The organism is Dyella sp. EPa41 (genome assembly GCF_016586165.1).
In the GTDB taxonomy this organism is placed as follows: Bacteria; Pseudomonadota; Gammaproteobacteria; order Xanthomonadales; family Rhodanobacteraceae; genus Dyella.
Window position 1 is genome coordinate 1 of record NZ_BCPR01000011.1, and the last position, 20,686, is coordinate 20,686.

Consider the following 20,686-nt stretch of genomic DNA (forward strand, 5'->3'; position numbering starts at 1 on the left):
CTTTGCCGGCCAGCCACGCCACCTCGATGCCGAGCGGTGTCAGCCAATGGCGAAAGTGATGCAGGTGCTGTTCGGCGAGCAGTTCGGTCGGCGCCATCAGGGCGACCTGGTAGCCCGACTCCACCGCGGCCACGGCCGCGAGCGCGGCGACGATGGTCTTGCCGCTGCCCACGTCGCCCTGCACCAGCCTCAACATGGGCTCGGATTGCGCGATGTCGGCCGCGATCTCGGTCGAGACGCGTTGTTGCGCACCGGTAAGCCCGAACGGCAGCGCCACCCGCAATTGCTCGCGCAACACGCCGGTGCCACGCAGCGACGGCGCGTGCCGGCGCCGCACGGCTTCGCGCATGCGCTTGAGGCTCAGGTGCTGGGTCAGCAGTTCTTCGAAGGCCAGACGCTGCTGCGCGGGATGCCGCCCCGTGGTGAGTTGGCCCAGGTGCGCGTCCGGCGGCGGCCGGTGCACGTACAGCACGGCTTCGCGCAGCGACGTGAGGCCATGCGCCTGGCACAAGGCCGGCGGAATCAATTCGAGCTGCGCGTCGGGCGGCAACAGCGCCAGGGCCTTGGCGATCACGCCTGCCAGTCGTTTTTGGCCCAGGCCCTCGGTGGTGGGATAGATCGGCGTGAGCAGCTCATCGACTTCCACGGGTTCGTCGCCGCTGAGCCGCTGGTACTGCGGGTGCACCATCTCCAGCCCCTGCGCACCCTGGCGCACCTCGCCGTAGCAGAGCAATCGCGTACCCGGCTGCAGCTGGTCGGACTGGCTGCGGCGGAAATGGAAAAAGCGGAGCATCAGCGTCTGGTGCGAATCGTCACCGATCGCCACCTTGAGCTGCGGCCGATAACGAAAACCCCGCTCGACCGCTTCGACCACGCCTTCGACCTGCGCCCGCTCGCCGGGGCGCAGATCCGCAATGGCGGTGACCTGCGTCTTGTCTTCGTAGCGCAGCGGCAGGTGGAACCAGAGATCCTGCACGCGCTCCAGCCCCAGCCGCGCCAACGCGTCGGCCAGCGCGGGCCCGACGCCCGGCAGCGATGCCACGGGGGTGGCGCCGGGGTCGGCAGGCGTAACCAGGCGGTGGGAGGGATGACGCGCGGGCATCGGCGAAGCCTAACCGAGCCGACACCCGCCGCGCAGCCGGTGGCGGCTCGCCGGCTGTCGGCGCACGCAACCGCGAAGGATCAGTCGAGCACCATGATGGCGTCGACTTCCACATCGGCGAGCTTCGGCAGCGCCGACACTTCGATGGTGGAACGCGCCGGGTAGGGAGCCTGGAAATACTCGCCCATCACTTCGTTGACCGAAGCGAAGTGGCCGAGGTTGGTCACGTAGATGCCCACGCGCACGATCTTGTCCATCGAACCGCCGGCAGCGGCGACCACCGCCTTGAGGTTGTCGAACACGCGACGCGTCTGCAGCGTGATGTCGCCCTCCACCATCTGGCCCGTGGCCGGATCGAGCGGAATCTGGCCCGAGAAGTACACGGTGTTGCCGGCGCGCACGGCCTGCGAATACGGACCAATGGCGGCGGGCGCCTTGTCGGTGGCGATGATCTGACGGGACATGGAAAGGCCTCGTGGTTGCACAGGCCGGACAGTCTAGAGCGAGACGGGGACGAAAAGGAGGGACGGAACGCCTCGGCGCCGCCGTTTACAGCGGGTAGCGATAGGCGCCACTGACCACGCCGGTGCGGCGTACGCGGCGGATCACTTCGGCGAGATGCTTGCGGTTCTTCACTTCCAGCGCGAACAGCAGCGTGGCTGCCGCGGCGTCGCGCTCGACGTATTCCACGTTCTCGATGTTCGAGTTGGCCGCGGCGATGGCTGCCGCGACGGTGGCGAGCACGCCCGGGCGATTGATGACCTCGATGCGCAGCTCGGCGCGATAGTCACCCTGCACATCGCGATCCCACTCGATCGCCACGCAGCGCTCCGGCGACTTGCGCAGCTCCACCACGTTGGGGCATTCCACGCGATGCACCACGATGCCCTTGCCCGAGGACAGGTAGCCGATGATCTCGTCGCCCGGCAGCGGGTGGCAGCAGTTGCCGAAGCTGAGCACGCCGCGCTCGGCACCGGTGATGCGGATCTTTTCCATCGCATGCGGCGCCGACTGCACGTCGGCCGACTTCTTGCCGCGCGCCGCCACCAGCTGGCTCGCGACCAGATGTGGCATGCGGTTGCCCAAGGCGATGTCGGAAAGCAGCTCCTCCAGGCGCTTGAGCTTGGCGGTCTCGAGGAAACGGTCCAGCACGGCCGGCGGAATCGCATCCAGGCTGGTGCCCAGCGCGTCCAATGCGCGGTCGAGCATGCGATGGCCGAAGTCGACCGCGTCCTCGTGCTGCAGGTGCTTCAGGTACTGGCGGATCGCGGTACGCGCCTTGCCCGTGACCACCGATTCCAGCCACGCCGGATTCGGCACCGCCGACGGCGCGGTGATGATTTCCACCAGTTGGCCCGATTCCAGGCGCGTGCGCAGCGGCACCAGCTTCTTGTCCACGCGCGCGGCCACGGCGTGGTCGCCCACGTCGGTGTGCACGGCATAGGCGAAATCCAGCGCCGTCGCGTTGCGCGGCAGCGCCAGGATGTCGCCACGCGGCGTGAACAGATAGACCTCGTCCGGGAACAGGTCGATCTTGACGTTCTCGATGAACTCCGACGACGAGGCGGTGTGCGCCTGGCTGTCCGCCAGCGACGACAGCCACTCGCGGGCGCGCGCCTGCGCGCTGTTGGCTGGGCCGGAATCGGTCTTGTAGGCCCAGTGCGCGGCCACGCCACGCTCGGCCACCGAGTCCATCTCCGCGGTGCGGACCTGTACTTCGATCGGCGCGCCAAACGGCCCCAGCAGCACGGTGTGCAGCGACTGGTAGCCGTTCGCCTTGGGAATGGCGATGAAATCCTTGAAGCGGCGATCGACCGGCTTGTACAGGCTGTGCACCGAGCCCAGCGCCATGTAGCAGCTCATCGCCGAATCGACCACGACGCGGAAACCGTAGACGTCCATCAGCTGGGCGAACGTCTTGTGCTCGCTGCGCATCTTCGAATAGATGCTCCACGGCGACTTGATGCGACCCACCACGCGCGCGGCGATGTGCTCGGCGGCCAGGCGCGCGGACAGCGCCGTCTCGATCTTGCCCATCGCCTCGCGACGGTTGCCCAGCGCCGCGCGAATGCGCTCGCTGATCACGCGGTAGCGATCGGGATACAGCGCGCGGAAGCCCAGGTCCTGCAGCTCGGCCTTGAATTTGTTCATGCCCAGGCGCTGGGCGATGGGCGCGTAGATTTCCAGCGTTTCGCGCGCGATGCGGCGGCGCGACGGGGCATCTTTCGCGCCCAGCGTGCGCATGTTGTGCAGGCGGTCGGCCAGCTTGATCAAGATGACGCGCAGGTCGCGCGCCATCGCCAACAGCATCTTGCGGAAGCTTTCGGCGTCCGCCTCCTGGCGGCTGGAGAAGCGCATCTTGTCCAGCTTGGTGACGCCGTCGACCAGTTCGGCCACGGTCTCGCCGAACTCGCCGGACAATTCCGTGCGGCTCAACGCGGTGTCTTCCAGGGTGTCGTGCAGGATCGCCGCGATGATGGTCTCGGCGTCCAGGCCCAGCTCGGCGAGGATGCCGGCCACGGCCACGGGATGCGTGATGTAGGGCTCGCCGCTCTTGCGGGCCTGGCCCTCGTGGGCCACGGCGCCGACCTGGTAGGCACGGATCACGCGCTCGACCTGCGGCTCCGGCAGGTAGGCCACGCGCTCCTTCAAGGCCAATACGTACGGGGGCAGCGTCGACGTATCCAGGGCAGAGGAATCCGTGACGGCCGGCATGGATGTACGGTCCCCGCTCAGGCGACCGCCTCCATGCGTTTGGACATCAGGCTGGCGGCTTCTTCAAGGCAGCGCAAAGCGCCGGCCATGCCGGCGTCCGGGAAGCGCTGTCTACAGCCGCCACCTTCCATCAGTCGTCACCGCCCTTGGAGAGGTCGTCGTCCACTTCGGCGGCGGCCCATTCCAGCGCCTCGCGCTCGGCGCGCTCGCGCTCGGCCTTGTCGATCTCGTCGATGGTGGCCTGGTCGATGCGGCGATCGGCGATTTCGCGCAGGGCGAGCACGGTCGGCTTGTCGTGGTCGGGATTGACTGCCGGCTCGGCACCCTTGGAGAGCTGGCGGGCGCGCTTGGTCGCCATCAACACCAGTTCGAAGCGGTTGTCGACTACCTGCAGGCAGTCTTCGACGGTAATGCGGGCCATCTGAAATCCTTAGAGAATAAAGCGACTTATCGCGTGTCAGTGTAGCCAGAGGCTGCTTTGCTGGCAATGCAGCAAACCGTAGAATGCGCGGTTCAGCCGGCCTGCAGCCACCCCCCGAAACACTGCAGGGGGCTATACACAATAAAAAACCAACCAGTACAATATTATACTTACCCCTAGGACTGTCGCCACAGATGCCGTCCGCCCTCCTCCCAATCCTCAAGCGCAGCCTCCCCCTGGCTGCGATCACCCTGCTGGCGGGCTGCACCATCGCCAAGCCGCGTACCGACGATCCCTACGAGAAATTCAACCGGGACATGTACGCGTTCAACGACTCGGTGGACAAGGCGGTCATCCGCCCGGTCGCGGTGGGTTACCGCAAGGTGACCAATCCGCCCGTGCGACGTGCGGTGAGCGACTTCTTCACCAACATCCGCATGCCGATCACGGTCGCCAACGACCTGCTGCAGGCGCGGCCGATGCAGGCGGCGCAGAGCACGGGGCGTTTCCTGGTGAACCTGACCCTGGGTATCGGCGGCTTCTTCGACCCCGCCAGCCAGCTGGGCATCCCGCTGCAGGACACCGATTTCGGCATCACCCTGGCGCGCTGGGGCGTACCGGAGGGCGGCTACCTGGTGCTGCCGTTCGTCGGCCCGACCACGGTGCGCGACGTGTGGCGCCTGCCGGTGGACAGCTACTTCTTCGACCCGCTGAGCTATTACTCGCGCAACCACAGCTTCAAGTACGGCCAGGAATACCTGCCCGAGCTGTTCTACCTGGTGACGCTGCGCTCGCGCGGCATCGATGCCGAAAGCTTCCTGCAATCGGCTTACGACCCGTACGTGTTCATCCGCGACGCCTACCGCCAGCAGCGCCTGTACGAGCTGTACGACGGCAACCCGCCGGCGGAGATCATCGAGCAGATGCAGGGCCTGAAGGACAAGAACTTCGATCCCGACGAGCTGCTGGAAGAGCAGCACTCCTGGGAGAACAAGCAGCCCGAGCAGGGACAGCAACCGGTCAAGAACTGAGCGCCGGCGTTTCGCGGAAGAACCAAAAAAGGGGCCCCGAAGGCCCCTTTTTCCTTGTGGCCGCCGGTGGCCGAAGGTCAGGCCAGCAGGGCTTCCACCTCGCAGACGCTGGCCAGCAGATGCATCCCTTCAGGCATGTTGCGCACGGTCAACGAGCGTCCCCGCTCCGCTGCGCCCGCGAGCACCGCCAGCAAGCAGGCCAGGCCGGCGCTGTCGCTGCGGGTCACGCCTGACAGGTCGATCACCTGGCGGCCGTCGCGAGCCACGGCGGCGCCGATCGTGTCCAACGCCCTGGCGGCATTGGCGAAGGTGAGCACGCCCGACACCCGTACGGCGTCGGGCGCGATGTCGTCGACCTTCACGGGCGCGGCGGCATCGCTCATGACTTGCCCTTGGTGTCCTTTTCCATCGTTTCCAGTGCCTTGGAGCCCTGGGTTTCCAGGTTGGTGGTCAGCTGGTCGATGCCGACCTTGCGGATTTCCGCATCCACCTGGTTGCGGTAGTTGGTGACGTAGGAAATGCCTTCGATGATCACGTCGTAGGCCTTCCAGCTGCCGTCGCGCGACTTGCGGAAGGCGTAGTCCACGCCGACGGTCTTGCCGTCGTCCAGCACCACCTGCGTGCGTACCACGGTGCGCTTGTCGTTGAGGTCGCCGGAGAACGGCAGCACCTTCACGCGGCCACGGGTGTAGTTGAGCAGGCCTTCGGCGTAGCGATGGGTGATGGAGTTGTAGAACGCCTTGGCGAAGCGCGCGCGCTGCTCCGGCGTAGCTTCGCGGGCATGCTGGCCGAGCACCAGGATCGACGCGTAGTCGATGTCGAAGTGCGGCAGGAATACATCGTCGATCACCGCGATCAGCTTTTCCTGATCGTTCTTCAGCTGCTGCTGGTGCCCTTCGATGGCGCTGGCGAGCTGGTCGGCGATGACCTGCACCACCTGCTCCGGCTGCTGCTGGGCACCGGCCGCGGCAGGGGCGTTCTGGGCGAACGCCGGGGCGGCGATCACGCCGCCGAAAGCGATGGCGGTGGCAAGGGCCAGGCTACGCAACATGGGGTAACTCCTGATGATGATCCGTGGGGAATATCGGGACGTGACGCGCTGACTCAATGCTTGTTGTCGCCGTCGGCAGGCTTCTTGTCGCTGGGCGAACCACTGACCAGGAACTTGCCGATGAGATCCTCGATCTGCAGCGCCGACTGGGTCAGTACGAGCTCGTCACCGTCCTTCAACATGTCCGGCGAACCGCCGGGCTGGATGGCAACGTACTGCGTGCCGATCAAACCACTGGTGAACACGGCGGCGGCCGAATCGTCGGGGATCTGGCTGTATTTCTTGTCGATGGACAGGCTCACTTCAGCATCCAGCTTGACCGGATCGGCCTGCACCGACTGCACGCTGCCGATGGCCACGCCAGCCATCTTCACCGGGGCGCCGACCGACAGTGCGCCGATGTTGGTGAAGCGCGCCTTGACCGTATAGCTGCCGGACAGGTTGTCCGCGGCACCGCCGGCGCCGAAGAACTTGCCCAGCATCTCTTCCAGTTGCTGCGCCGGGCGGGTCAGTGACAGCGTGCCGCCCTCGGCCAGCGTCTTCTTCGAGCTGCCGTACTGCAGGCCGATGTACTGGTCACCCAGCAGGCCGCTGGTGAAGATGGTGGCGACGGTGTCCTCGGGAATCTTGTCGTAGCGCTGGTCGATGGCCAGCTTCACGTCGGCCGTCTCCTTGCCCGCATCGAGCGTGATCGACTGCACCTGGCCCACGCGCACGCCCGCGACCTTCACCGGCGCACGCGCCTTGAGCTGGCCGATGTTGGCGAAATGCGCCTCGACGGTGTAGGTCGGCCCGCGGCTGGTGTTGACCACCGAGGTGGTCTGGGTGGCGAGATAGCCGAGCGTGGCGAAGCCAAGCACGATGAACAGGCCGGTGCCGACGGCGTAGGAGGGTCTCTGGCTCACGGCACGATCCTCAGTGAAGGGTTGATGGTGAATTCGGTCATGGCGACGCTCACATCAGGAAGGCGGTGAGCACGAAATCGAGCGCCAGGATGGCGATCGACGAGGCGACCACGGTGCGGGTGGTGGCGTAGGCCACGCCCTCGCTGGTGGGCGGCGTGGTGTAGCCCTGGAATACGGCGATCAGCGAGACCACGGTGCCGAACACCAGGCTTTTCCACAGCACGCCGTTGATCACGTCCTTGCCCACCTCGACGGTGGCGGTCATGTTCGACCAGAAGGTGCCGTTGTCGATGCCCAGCCAGGTGACGCCCACCAGGTGGCCGCCGAAGATGCCCATCGCGCAGAACACGCAGGTCAGCAGCGGCATGGCGATCATGCCGGCGAGGAAGCGCGGCACCGCGACGTAGGCGATCGGGTCGACCGCCATCATCTCCATCGCGGCGATCTGGTCGGTGGCGCGCATCAGGCCGATCTCGGCGGTGACCGAGGTACCCGCGCGGCCGGCGAACAGCAAGGCCGTGACCACCGGGCCCAGCTCGCGGTAGATCGCAATGGCCACCACCGTGCCGGTGGCCGAGGTGCCGCCGAAGATCGACAGCACATCGTAAAGCTGCAGGCCCAGCACCATGCCCACGAACAGGCCGCAGACCATGATGATGATCAGGCTCATCGCGCCCACGAACCACAGCTGCCGCACCGTCTCGCGGTAGTGGCGCAGGCTCTGCGGAACGGCTGACAGCAGGCGCAGCAGGAACAGGCCGCAGTTGCCGATCTGCTCGAGCGAGCGAATCACGATGTTGTCGCGACTCATCGACAGGCTCATGCGCCCCTCCGTGGAAAGCCGAGCGCGGTCGCGTAGTCGCCCGCGGGATACTGGAACGGCACCGGGCCATCGGCCTCGCCACCGAAGAACTGCCGCGTCCATGGCGAACCGTCGTCCGCGATGGTCCTGGGGTCGCCCTGCGCCACGACCTTGCCGTTGGCGATGAGGTAGATGTGGTCGGCGACCTGCTTGATCGCCTCCAGCTCGTGCGCCACCAGCACGCTGGTGATGCCCAGCGTCTGGTTGAGCGTGCGGATCAGCTTCAGCACCTGGTTCAACGCGATGGGATCGAGGCCGACGAACGGTTCGTCGTACAGGATCAGCATCGGGTCGAACACGATGGCCCGGGCCAGCGCCACGCGACGCGCCATGCCGCCCGACAGCTCCGACGGCATCAGCGCGGCGGCGCCGCGCAGGCCCACCGCCTGCAGCTTGGTCAGCACGATGTTGCGGATCAGCACTTCCGGCAGCTCGGTGTGCTGGCGCAGCGGGAAGGCCACGTTCTCGAACACATCGAAATCGGTGAGCAGCGCGGAGTTCTGGAACAGGTAACCGATGCGCTCGCGCAGCTCGAACAGCTTCTCGCGCGACAGCTTCGACACGCTGTGGCCGTCCACCCACACCTCGCCCGCATCGCCGCGCATCTGGCCGGTGATGTGCTTGAGCAGGGTGGTCTTGCCGGTACCGCTGGGGCCCATGATCGCGGTGATCTTGCCGCGCGGGATATCCATGTCCAGCGCGTCGAACACCTTCTTGCCATTGAGCACCGTGGTCAGGCCACGGACGCGCACGAGGGCGCTGTCGTCGGGCTTGGCGCTAACGGAGTCGGTCATGGGCGGGCTACGGGCGGGAGAAAGCCGCCACGTTAGCTGAATACCGCTATGAAGGCCATGCGCCGCCTCTTCTGCCGCTCAGGAATCGCTAACGAAACAAGACTTTGCGGAACCCGCACCTTTCTGTAGGAGCGCACCCAGTGCGCGATCGCGGCGTGGCGGTCCGCCTCGGTGCATCGTCCGCGCGACATCCTCAGACTTGCGGCTTCACCGCCCTGTAGGCTTTTCGCGCACTGGATGCGCTCCTACAAAAAACGACAGGCGGGGCTTCAGGCCAACAGCTCGGCAATCAAGGTTTCATGCCGCTTCCACTGCAGCTGGCTGCGCTGGCGCACGGCGCGCACGATGGCCTGCAGGTCATCCAGGGCCTCGTCGAAGTTGTCGTTGACGATGATGTAGTCGAACTCGTGGGCGTGCGCGATTTCCTCGCGCGAATTGTGCAGCCGGCGCGCGATGACCTCGGCGCTGTCCGAACCGCGGCCGCGCAGGCGGCGCTCCAGTTCGGCGCGCGACGGCGGCAGGATGAAGACGCTCACGCAATCGGGCTTGGTCTTGCGGATCTGCCGGGCGCCCTGCCAGTCGATCTCCAGCAGCACGTCACGCCCCTGCTCCAGCAAGGTGTTCACCGTCGTGCGCGAGGTGCCATAGAGGTTGCCGTGCACTTCCGCATGCTCGAGGAAGACGCCCTCGGCGATCTCGCGCTCGAACTCTTCGCGTTCGACGAAGAAGTAGTGCCGACCGTACTGCTCGCCCGGACGCGGCGGACGCGTGGTGTGCGAGATCGACAGCGAGATGGCTGGCTCCCGTTCCAGCAGCGCATTGACCAGGGTGGACTTGCCCGCGCCCGAAGGCGCGGCCACCACGAACAAGGTGCACTCGGTGCTGGGCGAGTCGGGCGCGGCGGTATTCATTCGATGTTCTGCACCTGTTCGCGCATCTGCTCGATCAGCACCTTGAGCTCTACCGCCGCATTGGTGCTGCGCACGTCCACGGCCTTGGAGCCCAGCGTGTTCGCCTCGCGGTTGAATTCCTGCATGAGGAAATCCAGGCGGCGGCCCACCGCCTCCTTGGTGCCCAGCACGCGGCGGGTTTCGGCGATGTGCGCCGTGAGCCGGTCGAGCTCCTCATCCACGTCGCTGCGGGTGATCTGCAGCACCAGTTCCTGTTCCAGGCGGCCGGGATCGGCGGGTTGCTTGATATCGGCCAGTCGCGATTCCAGGCGCGTGCGCAGGCCTTCGCGGATCTGCGGCATGAAACTGCGCACGTCGGCCACGATGCGCTCGATCGCATCGAGACGATCCTTCAGCAATTCGGCCAGCTTGGCGCCCTCGCGCTCGCGGGTGGCGGTAAGCGCATCGAGCGCGCGCTCAAGCACATCCAGCAGGGCGGCCTGCAGCACATCCTGGTCCACCTCGGACTGCTGCAGCACGCCGGGGAAGCGCAGCAGTTCGGTGAACTCGATGTTCATGCGGGGGAAGCGGGCTTCCAGGTCCATCGCCAGTTCCGACAGGCGCGCCAGCGTGCCCGCGTTGACCTGCAAGGACTCGCCGCGCGCCTCGCCGCGCAGGCGCACGGTGATGTCCACCTTGCCGCGCGAAAGCCGGGCCGCGATGCGCTCGCGCAGGGCCGGCTCGAACACGCGCAGTTCATCCGGCAGGCGCGGGCTGAGCTCAAGGTAGCGATGGTTGACCGTGCGCAGCTCGCAGCTGAGCGTGCCGGCGGGGCCGGCGGCCTCGGCGGAGGCGTAAGCCGTCATGCTGCGGATCATGGGTGGCCTTGAGGTGTCAGGAAAGGGCGAATGGTAAACTTTCCGGCCCTGGCTTGCCCAATCCTTAAGGCCAACGCATCCATGAGCTCCCCCAGCCGCCCCAGTGGCCGCGCCAGCGACCAGCTGCGCACCGTCACCATCGAACGCCATTACACCCGCCACGCCGAAGGTTCGGTGCTGGTCAGCTTCGGCGATACCAAGGTGCTGTGCACGGCCAGCATCGAAGACCGCGTGCCGCCGTGGCTGCGCGGCAAGGGTGAAGGCTGGGTTACCGCCGAGTACGGCATGCTGCCGCGCGCCACCAACACCCGCATGCAGCGCGAAGCCGCGCGCGGCGGCCAGGGTGGCCGCACCATGGAAATCCAGCGCCTGATCGGCCGCAGCCTGCGCGCCTGCGTGGACCGCCAGGCCCTGGGCGAGCGCGTCATCACGCTGGATTGCGACGTGATCCAGGCCGACGGCGGCACCCGCACGGCGGCCATCACGGGCGCCTATGTGGCGCTGGTGGATGCGGTGAACGTGCTGATGAAGCGCGAGAACCTTCGCCGCAACCCGGTCGTCGGCGCCGTGGCCGCCATCTCGGTGGGCATCTACCAGGGCGTGCCGGTGCTCGATCTCGACTATGCCGAAGACGCCAACTGCGACACCGACATGAATGTGGTGATGAATGACGGCGGCGGCTTCATCGAAGTGCAAGGCACGGCCGAAGGCCATGCGTTCCGGCGCGATGAGATGGACGCCCTGCTCCTGCTCGCCGAAAAGGGCATCGGTGAACTCGTCGCCGCCCAGCGTGCGGCGCTGGACCTGCCGTAAGCCTGCGGATGTTCGCGATCCGTCAGCCGCGTACCGACGAACTGGCCGCCATCATGGCCGTCCATCGCGCCGCGTTCGGGCGCGATGACGAAGCCGCCCTCGTGCGGCGCCTGCGCGCCGATGGCGACGACGCCTTCGAACTGCTGGCGGAAGCCAACGGCGACGTCGTTGCGCACGTCGCCTATTCGCGGGTGCGGATCGAGCGCGGCGATGACCGGCGGGCGCTGGGCCTGGCGCCCGTCGCGGTATTGCCGGCATGGCAGCACCGTGGCGTGGGCAGTACGCTGATCCGCTACTCGCTGGATGCGCTGCGCCAGCGCCCGATGCGCGCCGTGGTCGTGCTGGGCGAGCCTGGCTACTACGCACGCTTCGGGTTCCAGCCCGCCTCCAACGCGGGCCTGCACGACACCTATGGCGGCGGCGACGCCTTCATGGCGCTCTCCCTGCAGCCCGGCGGCCTCGACGGCTACCGCGGCCGCGTCGACTACGCCCCCGCCTTCGCCCTGCTCACGGACTAGCCCATGACCCGCATCGTTCTCGCCAGCAGCAATCCCGGCAAGCTGGCCGAATTCAACCACCTGCTCGCCGACAGCGGGCTCAATGTCGTGCCGCAGTCGGCGTACGATGTGGATGACGTTGAAGAAACCGGTCTCACCTTCGTGGAGAACGCGTTGCTCAAGGCGCGCCACGCATCGCGCATCAGCGGCCTGCCCGCGCTCGCCGACGACTCCGGCCTGTGCGTGGAATACCTGCGCGGCGCACCCGGCCTGTATTCGGCCCGCTACAGCGGCGTGCACGGCGACAACGCGGCGAACAACGCCAAGCTGCTGCAGGAGATAAGCCATGTGCCCATCGAGCAGCGCGGGGCGTTCTTTATCTGCGTGCTCGTGCTGCTGCGGCATGCGGACGACCCGGCCCCGCTGGTCGCCGAAGGCCGCTGGCATGGCCGCGTGCTGACCGAACAGCGCGGCGTCCATGGCTTCGGCTACGACCCGTTGTTCCTGCCCGATGGCGAGGCGGCGAGCGCCGCCGAACTGCCGCCGGGGCTGAAGAACCGCATCAGCCACCGCGGCCGCGCGCTGGCCGAGCTGCGCCAGCGCCTTGCCGAGCCGCATGTCTGACGCCATGCCGTTGATCGCGCCGCCGCTGTCGCTTTACGTCCACATGCCGTGGTGCGTGAAGAAGTGCCCGTACTGCGACTTCAATTCGCACGGCGTGAAAGGCGAGCCGCCGCCGTACGTTGAATACGTCGACGTCCTGCTCGCCGACCTCGATGCCGACCTGCGCGACTTCGGCAACGCTGCACGCGGTCGCCCGGTGCACAGCATCTTCTTCGGCGGCGGCACGCCCAGCCTGTTCGCACCGGAGCTGATCGACCGTTTCCTCGATGGCGTGCGCGAACGCTTGCCGCTGGCCGATGGCACCGAGATCACGCTGGAGACCAATCCGGGTACGGTCGAGCACGGCCGTTTCGACGGCTATCTCGCGGCAGGCGTCAACCGCCTGTCGTTCGGCATCCAGAGCTTCGATGACGACAAGCTGCGACGCCTGGGCCGCATCCATTCGGCCAGCGAGGCCGAAGCGGCGGTGAAATCGGCGCAGGACGCGGGCTACGCCAACATCAACCTCGACCTGATGTATGCGCTGCCGCAGCAGACCCTCGATGGCGCGCAGGCCGACGTGACGCGGGCGATCGCGCTGCAGCCGACGCACATCTCGCATTACCAGCTCACGCTGGAGCCCAACACCGCGTTCGCCGCGAACCCTCCGCCGCTGCCCGACGACGACCACGCCTGGGCCATGCAGGAGGCCTGCGAGCAGCAGCTTGCCGCCGCCGGCTATGGGCAGTACGAGATCTCCGCCTACGCCCAGGCGGATCGCCGCTGCGTGCACAACCTCAACTACTGGCGCTTCGGCGACTACCTCGGCATCGGCGCCGGTGCCCACGGCAAGCTGACCCGCACGGACAAGGGCACGATTCATCGCCGCTGGAAAACGCGACACCCCAAGGCCTACCTGGCCGCTGCCGGCGATACCGGCCGCATCGGGGGCGACGGCCCGGTGGCGGTCGACGAATTGCCGTTCGAATACATGCTCAACGCGCTGCGTTTGATCGACGGCGTGCCGCTTGCCGATTTTTCCGCGCGCACCGGCGTGCCGATGGAACGCATCGCTTCCGCGCTTGCCTCGGCACGCGAGCGCGGCTGGCTGGTCGAGGATGCCGGGCGCCTGCAGACCACGGCGCTCGGTCAACGTTTCCTCAACGACGTGATTTCCAGCTTCCTCGACTGAGCGGTCGCCGGCTCAGTCCAGGCCAAGCGTCGGCGAGTGGGCCAGCGCCTGCAGGAAGGCCAGCACCACTGCCGGGGTTTCGCCCATCAAGGGCAGCGATATCGGGTTGGCGACCACCGAGCCGTCCGGTCGATGCACGTGCGCCACGCTGTCGACACCCGGATGGGTGACCGGTGCGGTATCGAGGCGCCAGGCCTCACCGGCCCAATGCCACTCGAATGACCAGGCCTGCGGCGTCAACGCGCGCACCAGCACCTGGATGCCCGATTCGCCACTGAAGGAGATCGCATCCGGGTGCAGGCGCATGCCACCCGCGAATACGGGCGGCAGCATCGGCCGCATCGCGTACGCCAGCGCGGCCAGGCCGGAACGCGGCGGCGGCAAGCGCTTTCCGCCGTTCGCGATCAGGCAACGCCACTGCAAGGTAGCTTGCAGGGCGCGCTCGCGGTCGCCGAGCAGCCTCGCCGCCAGCCAGGCGTCGTAGCCGGGATGCTCGGGCAGGCTGCCCTCGCGCACCGCCGCCAGGATCTCATCGGCCTCGCCGCAGCCCGTCTCCCCAAGCAGCCGCTTGCACCGTTCGCGCAGGTCGAACATCCGTCGCGACACATCGGAAATCGCCGTAGCGGCCCGCGGATCCACGTTCTCGAAAAAAGCTCTCATACGCTCGTCCTCACATGCCCATGTCGCCGCCGGCGCCGCCATCCAGGCGCACCATGTCCGGCGTGATCTGCGTGTAGCCCAGCACCTCGCCGCCGTACTGGCGCGCGAACGCCTCGGCGTCGGCACGCTCGGTGAAGCTGGCCAGCGAGGGGCCCATGCTTCCACCGCGACGCGAACCGCGCACGTAGTAGGCCTTGGTCGCGTCGATCCAGTGCCCTTGAGGGTGATCCCAGTCGGCATGCGCCATGTCCTGGGTGTAGGCACCGGCCACGGCACGCACCTGTTCGGGACGAAGCAGCATCGAGAGCAACTCCAGCGTGTCGCAGAAGTACGCCGTCTTGCCGTCCGCATAATGGATCTGCCCCTTGGGACCGGGGTAATCGGCCAGCGTCATGCCGTCGAGCTCGCAGTGCGCATCGGCACGCGGTTCGACCGGCCCCACCGTGGCAGCCTGCTGCGCGCACGCGGCGAGCAGCAGCACGAGCAGGCCAGGCATCCAACGTCGCATCGAACTCATCGAAACCTCCAAAGTGCCACGCCGAGCGGCGCGGCGATCCAGGCAAGCAAGACGCCATAGAGCGTGGCCGGCGCGTTCCACCCCTGGGCCATCAGGGTGCCCAGGCCGAACGAGCTGCGCAGCGCCTCGGCGCCGAACACGTTGATGACGCGAAACACGTCCGCGGGATTGAGCAGCAAGGCATACGGCGCCCAGGTCGACGCATGGCTCCCCGCCGATGCCACCAGCGCGCCGAGCAGCGAGAGGTCGAACACCAGCACGAAGCCGAACCACAGCGCGATGGCGGCACCGGTGGCCCGCGTGCGATCACGCGCTACCGTCGACACCAGCACGGCGAGACTGAGAAAGGCCAGGCCGAGCATCAACGCGCTGCCCACGAAGCGCAGGTAGATCACCAGCGCGGCGAGGTCCATTGACGGCGCCAGCGGCACCAGCGCGGCGCCGAAACCGACCAGCGTCGCCATCGACAAGGCCGCTGCGAGGCCGAGGTACTTGCCCGCGAGCAACTCGGCGCGCGTGATCGGCTGCGACAGCAGGAGATCCAGCACGCCGCGTTCGCGTTCGCCGACCACCGCATCGAACCCGAGCAGCAAGGCAATCAAGGGCACCAGGTAGATGGCCAGGCTGGTCAGGCTGGCGACCGTCGCTGCCGCGCTGCGCAAGCCCACCACGCCCGATGGCGCACCGCCGAAATAAGCGATCAGCAAGGCAAAGGCGCCAAACACCACGGCCACCGCCAGTACCCAGCGGTTACGCAGGCGATCACGCCACTCCTTGGCCGCGATCGCGGCGACCAGGCGCCACTGCCAGCACGACGTCGCCGATCGACTCATGCCGCTCGCTCCACCCAGGTGGTGCCACGCTGGTGACTGAGGAAGACGTCTTCGAGCGTGGGCTCGGTGATCGTGTATTCCAGCAGTTCGTCAGAGAGCGATGCCAGCACGCGCAGCAGCGCCATGCGAAGGGGCGCCCGCACGGCCGCCCGCACCGCGCCGTCGCCTGCCTCCTGCGGAACAAAGCCGGCAGCGAGCAAGGCACGGCTCACGCGAGCGCGAGCGCCCTCGCGGGGCGTTACCATTAGTCGTGCCGGCAGGCCCGACGCGGTGGCCAGCGCGGTTACCGTGCCTTCCGCCACCAGCTTGCCGCTCGCCATGATCACCAGGCGGTCCACGCGCGACTGGATCTCGGCCAGCAGATGCGAGCTGAGGACGATGGTGGTCCCGGCCGCCCTCAACTCCTGCAGCATGCCGTAGAAACCGTGGATGGCTTCCGGATCGAGGCCGTTGGTGGGTTCGTCGAGCAACAGCAGGCGAGGCTCGCCTATCAGCGCCTGCGCGAAACCCAGGCGCTGGCGCATGCCCTTGGAGTATTCGCGAACGGCGCGATGCATCGCCTCGCCCAGGCCCACGCATTCGAGCAGGCCCTTGCAGCGCGCGGGATCGGCGGATTTCAGGCGCGCGAAGAAGCGCAGCGTTTCCAGCCCCGAGAGGTTGTCGTACAGCGCCACATGTTCCGGCAGGTAGCCGATGGCGCGGCGCACCTCGCGGAACCGGCGTCCACGCACCGGCTCGCCGAACAGGAGGATGTCGCCCTCGTCCGCGGCGATGATGCCAAGCATCATCTTGAACAAGGTGCTCTTGCCGGCGCCGTTGTGGCCCGCCAGCCCGATCATTTCGCCCTCCCTGCAGGCAAAACCGACGCCGCGTACCACGGGCATCGCGCCGTAACGCTTCACCACGTCCTTGATTTCAACGACCACTGCGTTCAAGCCACTGGCTCCAGTCGACATGATGGGGGCGCATCGCCGGATGCGCATCGATGATGGTGGCCACGCGAAGGACCGGGAACTGGCGCGCCGCCAGGCCCAGCGCCTGCAATGCGGGACTGCTGTCGAGCAACTTGACGAAGGGGTAGCGCGAGACCAGCCGGTCGGTCAGCTCGTTGGCCTCGAACGGCACGTCGCCGTAGCCGTCGGCGTCGGCGTCCCAGCCGAGGTAGTTGCTCCAGTAGTTGCCTTCGCGCCTGCCCCAAGCCACGTCGCGCGTGGCGACGTAAGTGACCTGCTCGGTGTTGCCGATGAAGTCGTTGCCGTCCACCTCGTTATTGTACGAGCCCGCCCACAGATGCACGCCGACCGCGTTGCCGACCACGAGGTTGTTGCGCAGGGTGACGTACTCGGCGTCGTAGACGAACAGGCCTTCGCCGTTGCCCGCCGAGACATTGCCGGTGATGGTCGAATCCTGGATGGTCCGCAGCATGATGCCGTGGCTCTCGTTGTCCCATGCCACGTTGTTGTGCACGTCCAGGTCCCTCACTTCCATCAGCGCCAGCCCGCCGAGGTTGTGGAAGCTCTCGTTGCCTTCCCACAGGTTGTGGTAGGAGTTCATGTAGTGCGTGCCATAGCGCACGTCGTGGATGCGGTTGCCGACGAAGCGCGCGTGATGCGATACGTCCACATAGATGCCATCGCGGGCGAAGCTGATGTGGTTGCGCTCGATCGATGCGCCTTCGGTGTTGTACAGCTGGATGGCGTTGCCGCGCTGCGAGGAGAACTTCTCGCGCATGCCGGTGATCAGGTTGTCTTCCACCGACACCTGGTTGCTCTTTTCGATCCACAGGCCAAACAGCACGTGGGCGAAATCGCAGTGACTGACCACGGCGCGATCCGACCCCGGCTGGATGTAGACACCGGCGTTCTGCGCGCCGAGATCGTCGCCGCTGTCACGCACGATCAGCCCTTCGATGCGCACGTCGGGCGATGCGATGCGTATGACATCGCCCTTCCCTTCGCCGCTGATGGTGGGTCGCCCCACGCCGACCAGCGCCAACGGCTTGTCGATGCGCAGGCCGCCCGGGTACTGCCCGCGCTCGACTTCGACCGTGTCGCCGGCTGACGCCCGCGCGATCGCCATGTCGATCCGTTCACCGGGATGCACGCGAATCGTCGCCGCATCCACGGGAAGCACGGCCAGGCCAAGCAGCAGTAGCGTCGCCAGGTGCTTCATTCGACCAGCTTGATCGGGATGAAGTGGCCGTCACGACCGATCGGCGTGAGCGGCAGGCCCGCCTTGGCGCGCCGCTTGCGCTCGGCACTGAGCGGTGGGCAGGCATGGTCGTCGTGGTAGAGCACCAGGCAATCGAGGCACTGCATGCACTCGGAAGGGTCGATGCGCCCCTGCGCATCGATGGCCTGCGAACCACAGCCGACCGCGCACGCCTTGCAGGTGGTGCATTCGGCCTTGCGCTTCAGGCCGAACAGGCGGAACCGCGACGGCAGCGCCAGTGCCGCTCCCAGCGGGCACAGGTACTTGCAGAACGGCCGCTCGACGAACAGGGAGAGCGCCACCAGCGCCGACCAGAACAGCACGAACGGCCAGCTGCGGTTCCACACGTGGACCATGAAGGTGGTCTTGAACGGCTCCACCTCCGCCATGCGTTCGGCCAGCGCCATGGAGTGGAACGAGGCCGCCACCAGCACCAGCAGCACGACGTATTTCATCCAGCGCAGGCGATGGTGCCAGCGCGAGGGCAGCGCGAACTGCCAACGCCCGAGGCCGAGACGCCGCGCACCGCGGAACAGCAGCTCGCTCATCGAGCCATACGGGCACAGCCAGCCGCAGAACACGCCGCGCCCCCACAAGGCAATGGTGACGGCGATGAAGATCCAGAACAGGAAGATCAACGGGTCGCTGAGGAACAGGTCCCAGCGCCAGCCATCGAAAGGCGCATGGATCAGCGTGAGCACCTGCACGATCGAAGGCTGTGCCAGCTGCACGGCGCCGATGAAGCCTACGGCCACGACCCAGGCGGCGATGTGCGGCCATAGTATCCAGCGCTTGTCGTTACGCCGGGACCGTGCGGCCCACCGCATGCGCAGGGCGTAGAACACGCCGACGGACAGCAGGAAGGCCACGAAGCCCGCGATGGTGACCGCCTTTGCCTTCCACAGTTTCACCCACGCCGGCGTCGGCGTCTCGATGGCCGGACGCCCGCCTTCGAGATAGCGTGCCGGCAGCCAGTATTCCGCGTTGAAGTTGGCGAAGTCCGCGGTGCCATGGTCGTCGGCATGCTTGGACAGGAACGCGAGCCGCCACGGATACGCCGCGGAAAACGACTTGCCGCGCAGGATGAAGATGCCTGACTCGTCGTACGGCGGTGCGCCCGCCACATCGACGTGATAGAGATTGCGGTAGTCGCCGTCACCGAACTGGTAGGTGTCGGCGTCCTGGGTGACCTGGATGCGGTCATACACGCCGCCGCGCACGAAGGCCGAGCCCTTGAACGAGCTGCTGCCGCTGTTGATGATGAAGATGGCGTGCTCACCCGGCTTGAGGTCGCTCATCAGGCGCTGGTAACCCGCTTCACCGAGCACGGCCTTGCCCACGGCCGGTGCATCGAGATAGCCGAACCACAGGTCGATGAAGGGCTGCCCGGCGCGCGGCTCGCCTACCTGTTCGGGCATCACCTTGAGATGACCGATGCTTCCCTCCGCAACCAGCCCCTCCCAGTCGGACGGGCCAGCCACGGCGGTGAAACGGGCCTGGGGACGTTCCACGGCATGGATCAACCCGACCTGTCGCGCCACGGCGTAGCTGCCCCGCCCCACCATCTGGTTCTCCGCCAGCACCGTGACGGTGGCACCGCTGATGGCGGCCATCGGCACGTTGGTGCCATCGGCGCGGCCGAGCTCGAAGTGGGCACCGGCAGGCTTGCCGGTGTACTGGGCCACATAGCCCATGAGCTTTTCTTCGGGTATGCCCGCCAGCAGGATCGGTTCGCTGTGGCGGAGGATGCGCACGCCCGTGATGCGGCCCTGTGCATCCATGCCGACCAGGGTGACGATGGGCTTGCCGGAATAGCCGACGACATCGGGCGTGGTGTCGGTGGACAGGAACACGTAGCCGACGACTTCATCATGGCCGTTGCGCTGGCGAATGCCTTCCACGTACGCCGGCTGGCCTTTGCGCAGCGAGAAGCGCTCGGCTGCCGGCAACACGCTGCCGCACGGCGCGTAACGGCACAGCTCGGGGCTGGCGAACATCGCCGCCGGCAGCTCCGCCTCGTAGGCACCGGCCAGTGCCTGGCTGCTTCCGAGCAGCACCCAGGCGAACAGGATCAAGACGCATGGCCATCCAAACCGACGGCCATGCCGGGCAGCGGCGCCTCGATCATGGCGCAAGCCTTCCATGCCCATGACGCGCTTCCGCCCTATTGCACCTTGCCAACCATGTAATCGACGGCCGCCTTTATCGCGGTCTCGTCGAGGCTCGGGTTGCCGCCATGCGCTGGCATGGCGCCCTTCTCGCCCGTGAAGCCGTCGAGGGCATGCTTGTAGAGCACATCCTTGCCTTGCGCGATGCGCGGAGCCCAGTCGTCCTTGTTGCCAAGCACGGGGGCACCGACGGCCGGACTGCCGTGGCACATCACGCACGTACCCTGGTACACCTTTTCTCCCGGCGAAGGCTCGGTCGCCACCGGTTCGGCGGCGGGCTGGCTGGCAGTGGCCTCGACAGCCGCCGCGGGTGGCGGCGTTGCATCGCCGGAAGACGCGCTCTTGTCGCCACCACCACACGCAGCAAGAAGCATGGCCGCCGCGACCATCAGCGGGCCAGCAAGAAATCTGACTTTCATCGATTGAATTCCCTGGGTACGGATGCGGGTCGTGCACGTGCAAACGCTGACTGCATCGGACGACACGAAGATGAGAGCAGCGGGGTGCAGATTTCACCTTGACATGCGTCAGCCCTGTGGCAAT

23 protein-coding genes are annotated in these 20,686 nt (G+C 66.9%); 5 read left to right on the forward strand and 18 right to left on the reverse strand.

The window, feature by feature from the left end; all coding sequences use genetic code 11:
- The 4 genes from JMF82_RS05555 to rpoZ form a co-directional block, all read right to left on the reverse strand.
- Positions 1-1,102: DEAD/DEAH box helicase (locus JMF82_RS05555; protein WP_201313545.1), on the reverse strand; the 1,102-nt coding region annotated here is incomplete at its 3' end.
- Positions 1,103-1,182: 80 nt separating this feature from the next.
- Positions 1,183-1,566: a RidA family protein gene (locus JMF82_RS05560; protein WP_038614840.1), complete on the reverse strand. Its 384-nt coding sequence runs from the start codon at positions 1,564-1,566 to the stop codon at positions 1,183-1,185.
- Positions 1,567-1,651: 85 nt separating this feature from the next.
- Complete coding sequence (locus JMF82_RS05565) at positions 1,652-3,817, reverse strand: bifunctional (p)ppGpp synthetase/guanosine-3',5'-bis(diphosphate) 3'-pyrophosphohydrolase (protein ID WP_201313546.1); 2,166 nt, start codon at positions 3,815-3,817, stop codon at positions 1,652-1,654.
- A gap of 130 nt (positions 3,818-3,947) precedes the next feature.
- The gene (gene rpoZ, locus JMF82_RS05570) at positions 3,948-4,238 is read right to left on the reverse strand and encodes a DNA-directed RNA polymerase subunit omega (RefSeq protein WP_038614834.1); all 291 of its coding nucleotides are present in this window, start codon (positions 4,236-4,238) and stop codon (positions 3,948-3,950) included.
- A gap of 194 nt (positions 4,239-4,432) precedes the next feature.
- Between rpoZ and JMF82_RS05575 the strand changes: the two genes are divergently transcribed.
- A complete protein-coding gene (locus JMF82_RS05575; RefSeq protein ID WP_201313547.1) occupies positions 4,433-5,269 on the forward strand; it encodes a VacJ family lipoprotein in 837 nt (278 codons plus the stop codon).
- A gap of 77 nt (positions 5,270-5,346) precedes the next feature.
- On the opposite strand, the gene JMF82_RS05580 is transcribed toward JMF82_RS05575, so the two are convergent.
- From JMF82_RS05580 to JMF82_RS05610, 7 genes are all read right to left on the reverse strand, one after another.
- Positions 5,347-5,652: an STAS domain-containing protein gene (locus JMF82_RS05580; RefSeq protein ID WP_201313548.1), complete on the reverse strand. Its 306-nt coding sequence runs from the start codon at positions 5,650-5,652 to the stop codon at positions 5,347-5,349.
- Entirely contained in the window at positions 5,649-6,320 is a 672-nt protein-coding gene (locus tag JMF82_RS05585) for an ABC transporter substrate-binding protein (protein WP_201313549.1), read from the reverse strand. Before JMF82_RS05585 ends, JMF82_RS05580 begins: the two co-directional genes overlap by 4 nt.
- Before the next feature lie 53 nt (positions 6,321-6,373).
- On the reverse strand, positions 6,374-7,225 hold the full coding sequence (gene mlaD / locus JMF82_RS05590; RefSeq protein ID WP_201313550.1) for an outer membrane lipid asymmetry maintenance protein MlaD: 852 nt from the start codon (positions 7,223-7,225) through the stop codon (positions 6,374-6,376).
- 49 nt (positions 7,226-7,274) lie between these two features.
- A complete protein-coding gene (gene mlaE, locus JMF82_RS05595; protein WP_201313551.1) occupies positions 7,275-8,048 on the reverse strand; it encodes a lipid asymmetry maintenance ABC transporter permease subunit MlaE in 774 nt (257 codons plus the stop codon).
- A complete protein-coding gene (locus JMF82_RS05600; RefSeq protein WP_201313552.1) occupies positions 8,045-8,881 on the reverse strand; it encodes an ABC transporter ATP-binding protein in 837 nt (278 codons plus the stop codon). The genes mlaE and JMF82_RS05600 overlap by 4 nt, the downstream gene beginning before the upstream one ends.
- Before the next feature lie 269 nt (positions 8,882-9,150).
- Positions 9,151-9,792 carry a guanylate kinase gene (gene gmk, locus JMF82_RS05605; protein ID WP_201313553.1) on the reverse strand — a complete coding sequence of 214 codons (642 nt, stop codon included), beginning with the start codon at positions 9,790-9,792 and terminating at the stop codon, positions 9,151-9,153.
- Positions 9,789-10,649 (reverse strand): YicC/YloC family endoribonuclease, encoded by an 861-nt coding sequence (locus tag JMF82_RS05610; RefSeq protein ID WP_201313554.1) that lies wholly within the window; start codon positions 10,647-10,649, stop codon positions 9,789-9,791. Before JMF82_RS05610 ends, gmk begins: the two co-directional genes overlap by 4 nt.
- 81 nt (positions 10,650-10,730) lie before the next feature.
- Between JMF82_RS05610 and rph the strand changes: the two genes are divergently transcribed.
- The 4 genes from rph to hemW are packed head-to-tail and all read left to right on the forward strand — an operon-like array spanning position 10,731 to position 13,754.
- Positions 10,731-11,462 (forward strand): ribonuclease PH, encoded by a 732-nt coding sequence (rph, locus tag JMF82_RS05615; RefSeq protein WP_201313555.1) that lies wholly within the window; start codon positions 10,731-10,733, stop codon positions 11,460-11,462.
- 8 nt (positions 11,463-11,470) lie between these two features.
- A complete protein-coding gene (locus JMF82_RS05620; protein ID WP_201313556.1) occupies positions 11,471-11,980 on the forward strand; it encodes an N-acetyltransferase in 510 nt (169 codons plus the stop codon).
- Positions 11,981-11,983: 3 nt separating this feature from the next.
- Positions 11,984-12,583 (forward strand): RdgB/HAM1 family non-canonical purine NTP pyrophosphatase, encoded by a 600-nt coding sequence (gene rdgB, locus JMF82_RS05625; RefSeq protein ID WP_201313557.1) that lies wholly within the window; start codon positions 11,984-11,986, stop codon positions 12,581-12,583.
- 4 nt (positions 12,584-12,587) lie between these two features.
- Positions 12,588-13,754: a radical SAM family heme chaperone HemW gene (hemW, locus tag JMF82_RS05630; protein WP_201313612.1), complete on the forward strand. Its 1,167-nt coding sequence runs from the start codon at positions 12,588-12,590 to the stop codon at positions 13,752-13,754.
- Positions 13,755-13,766: 12 nt separating this feature from the next.
- Here the strand turns inward: hemW and JMF82_RS05635 are convergent, their stop codons facing one another.
- The 7 genes from JMF82_RS05635 to JMF82_RS05665 form a co-directional block, all read right to left on the reverse strand.
- Positions 13,767-14,414, reverse strand: coding sequence for a hypothetical protein (locus JMF82_RS05635; protein ID WP_201313558.1), 648 nt, complete (start codon positions 14,412-14,414; stop codon positions 13,767-13,769).
- A gap of 10 nt (positions 14,415-14,424) precedes the next feature.
- Positions 14,425-14,931 (reverse strand): nitrous oxide reductase accessory protein NosL, encoded by a 507-nt coding sequence (locus JMF82_RS05640; protein ID WP_201313559.1) that lies wholly within the window; start codon positions 14,929-14,931, stop codon positions 14,425-14,427.
- Positions 14,928-15,764 carry an ABC transporter permease gene (locus JMF82_RS05645; RefSeq protein ID WP_201313560.1) on the reverse strand — a complete coding sequence of 279 codons (837 nt, stop codon included), beginning with the start codon at positions 15,762-15,764 and terminating at the stop codon, positions 14,928-14,930. The genes JMF82_RS05640 and JMF82_RS05645 overlap by 4 nt, the downstream gene beginning before the upstream one ends.
- Positions 15,761-16,690 (reverse strand): ABC transporter ATP-binding protein, encoded by a 930-nt coding sequence (locus tag JMF82_RS05650; protein ID WP_236585316.1) that lies wholly within the window; start codon positions 16,688-16,690, stop codon positions 15,761-15,763. The genes JMF82_RS05645 and JMF82_RS05650 overlap by 4 nt, the downstream gene beginning before the upstream one ends.
- Positions 16,680-17,936: a nitrous oxide reductase family maturation protein NosD gene (locus tag JMF82_RS05655; protein WP_201313562.1), complete on the reverse strand. Its 1,257-nt coding sequence runs from the start codon at positions 17,934-17,936 to the stop codon at positions 16,680-16,682. Before JMF82_RS05655 ends, JMF82_RS05650 begins: the two co-directional genes overlap by 11 nt.
- Entirely contained in the window at positions 17,933-20,050 is a 2,118-nt protein-coding gene (locus tag JMF82_RS05660; protein ID WP_201313563.1) for a 4Fe-4S binding protein, read from the reverse strand. Before JMF82_RS05660 ends, JMF82_RS05655 begins: the two co-directional genes overlap by 4 nt.
- Positions 20,051-20,139: 89 nt before the next feature.
- Positions 20,140-20,562 (reverse strand): c-type cytochrome, encoded by a 423-nt coding sequence (locus JMF82_RS05665; RefSeq protein ID WP_201313564.1) that lies wholly within the window; start codon positions 20,560-20,562, stop codon positions 20,140-20,142.
- Positions 20,563-20,686: the final 124 nt, after the last annotated feature.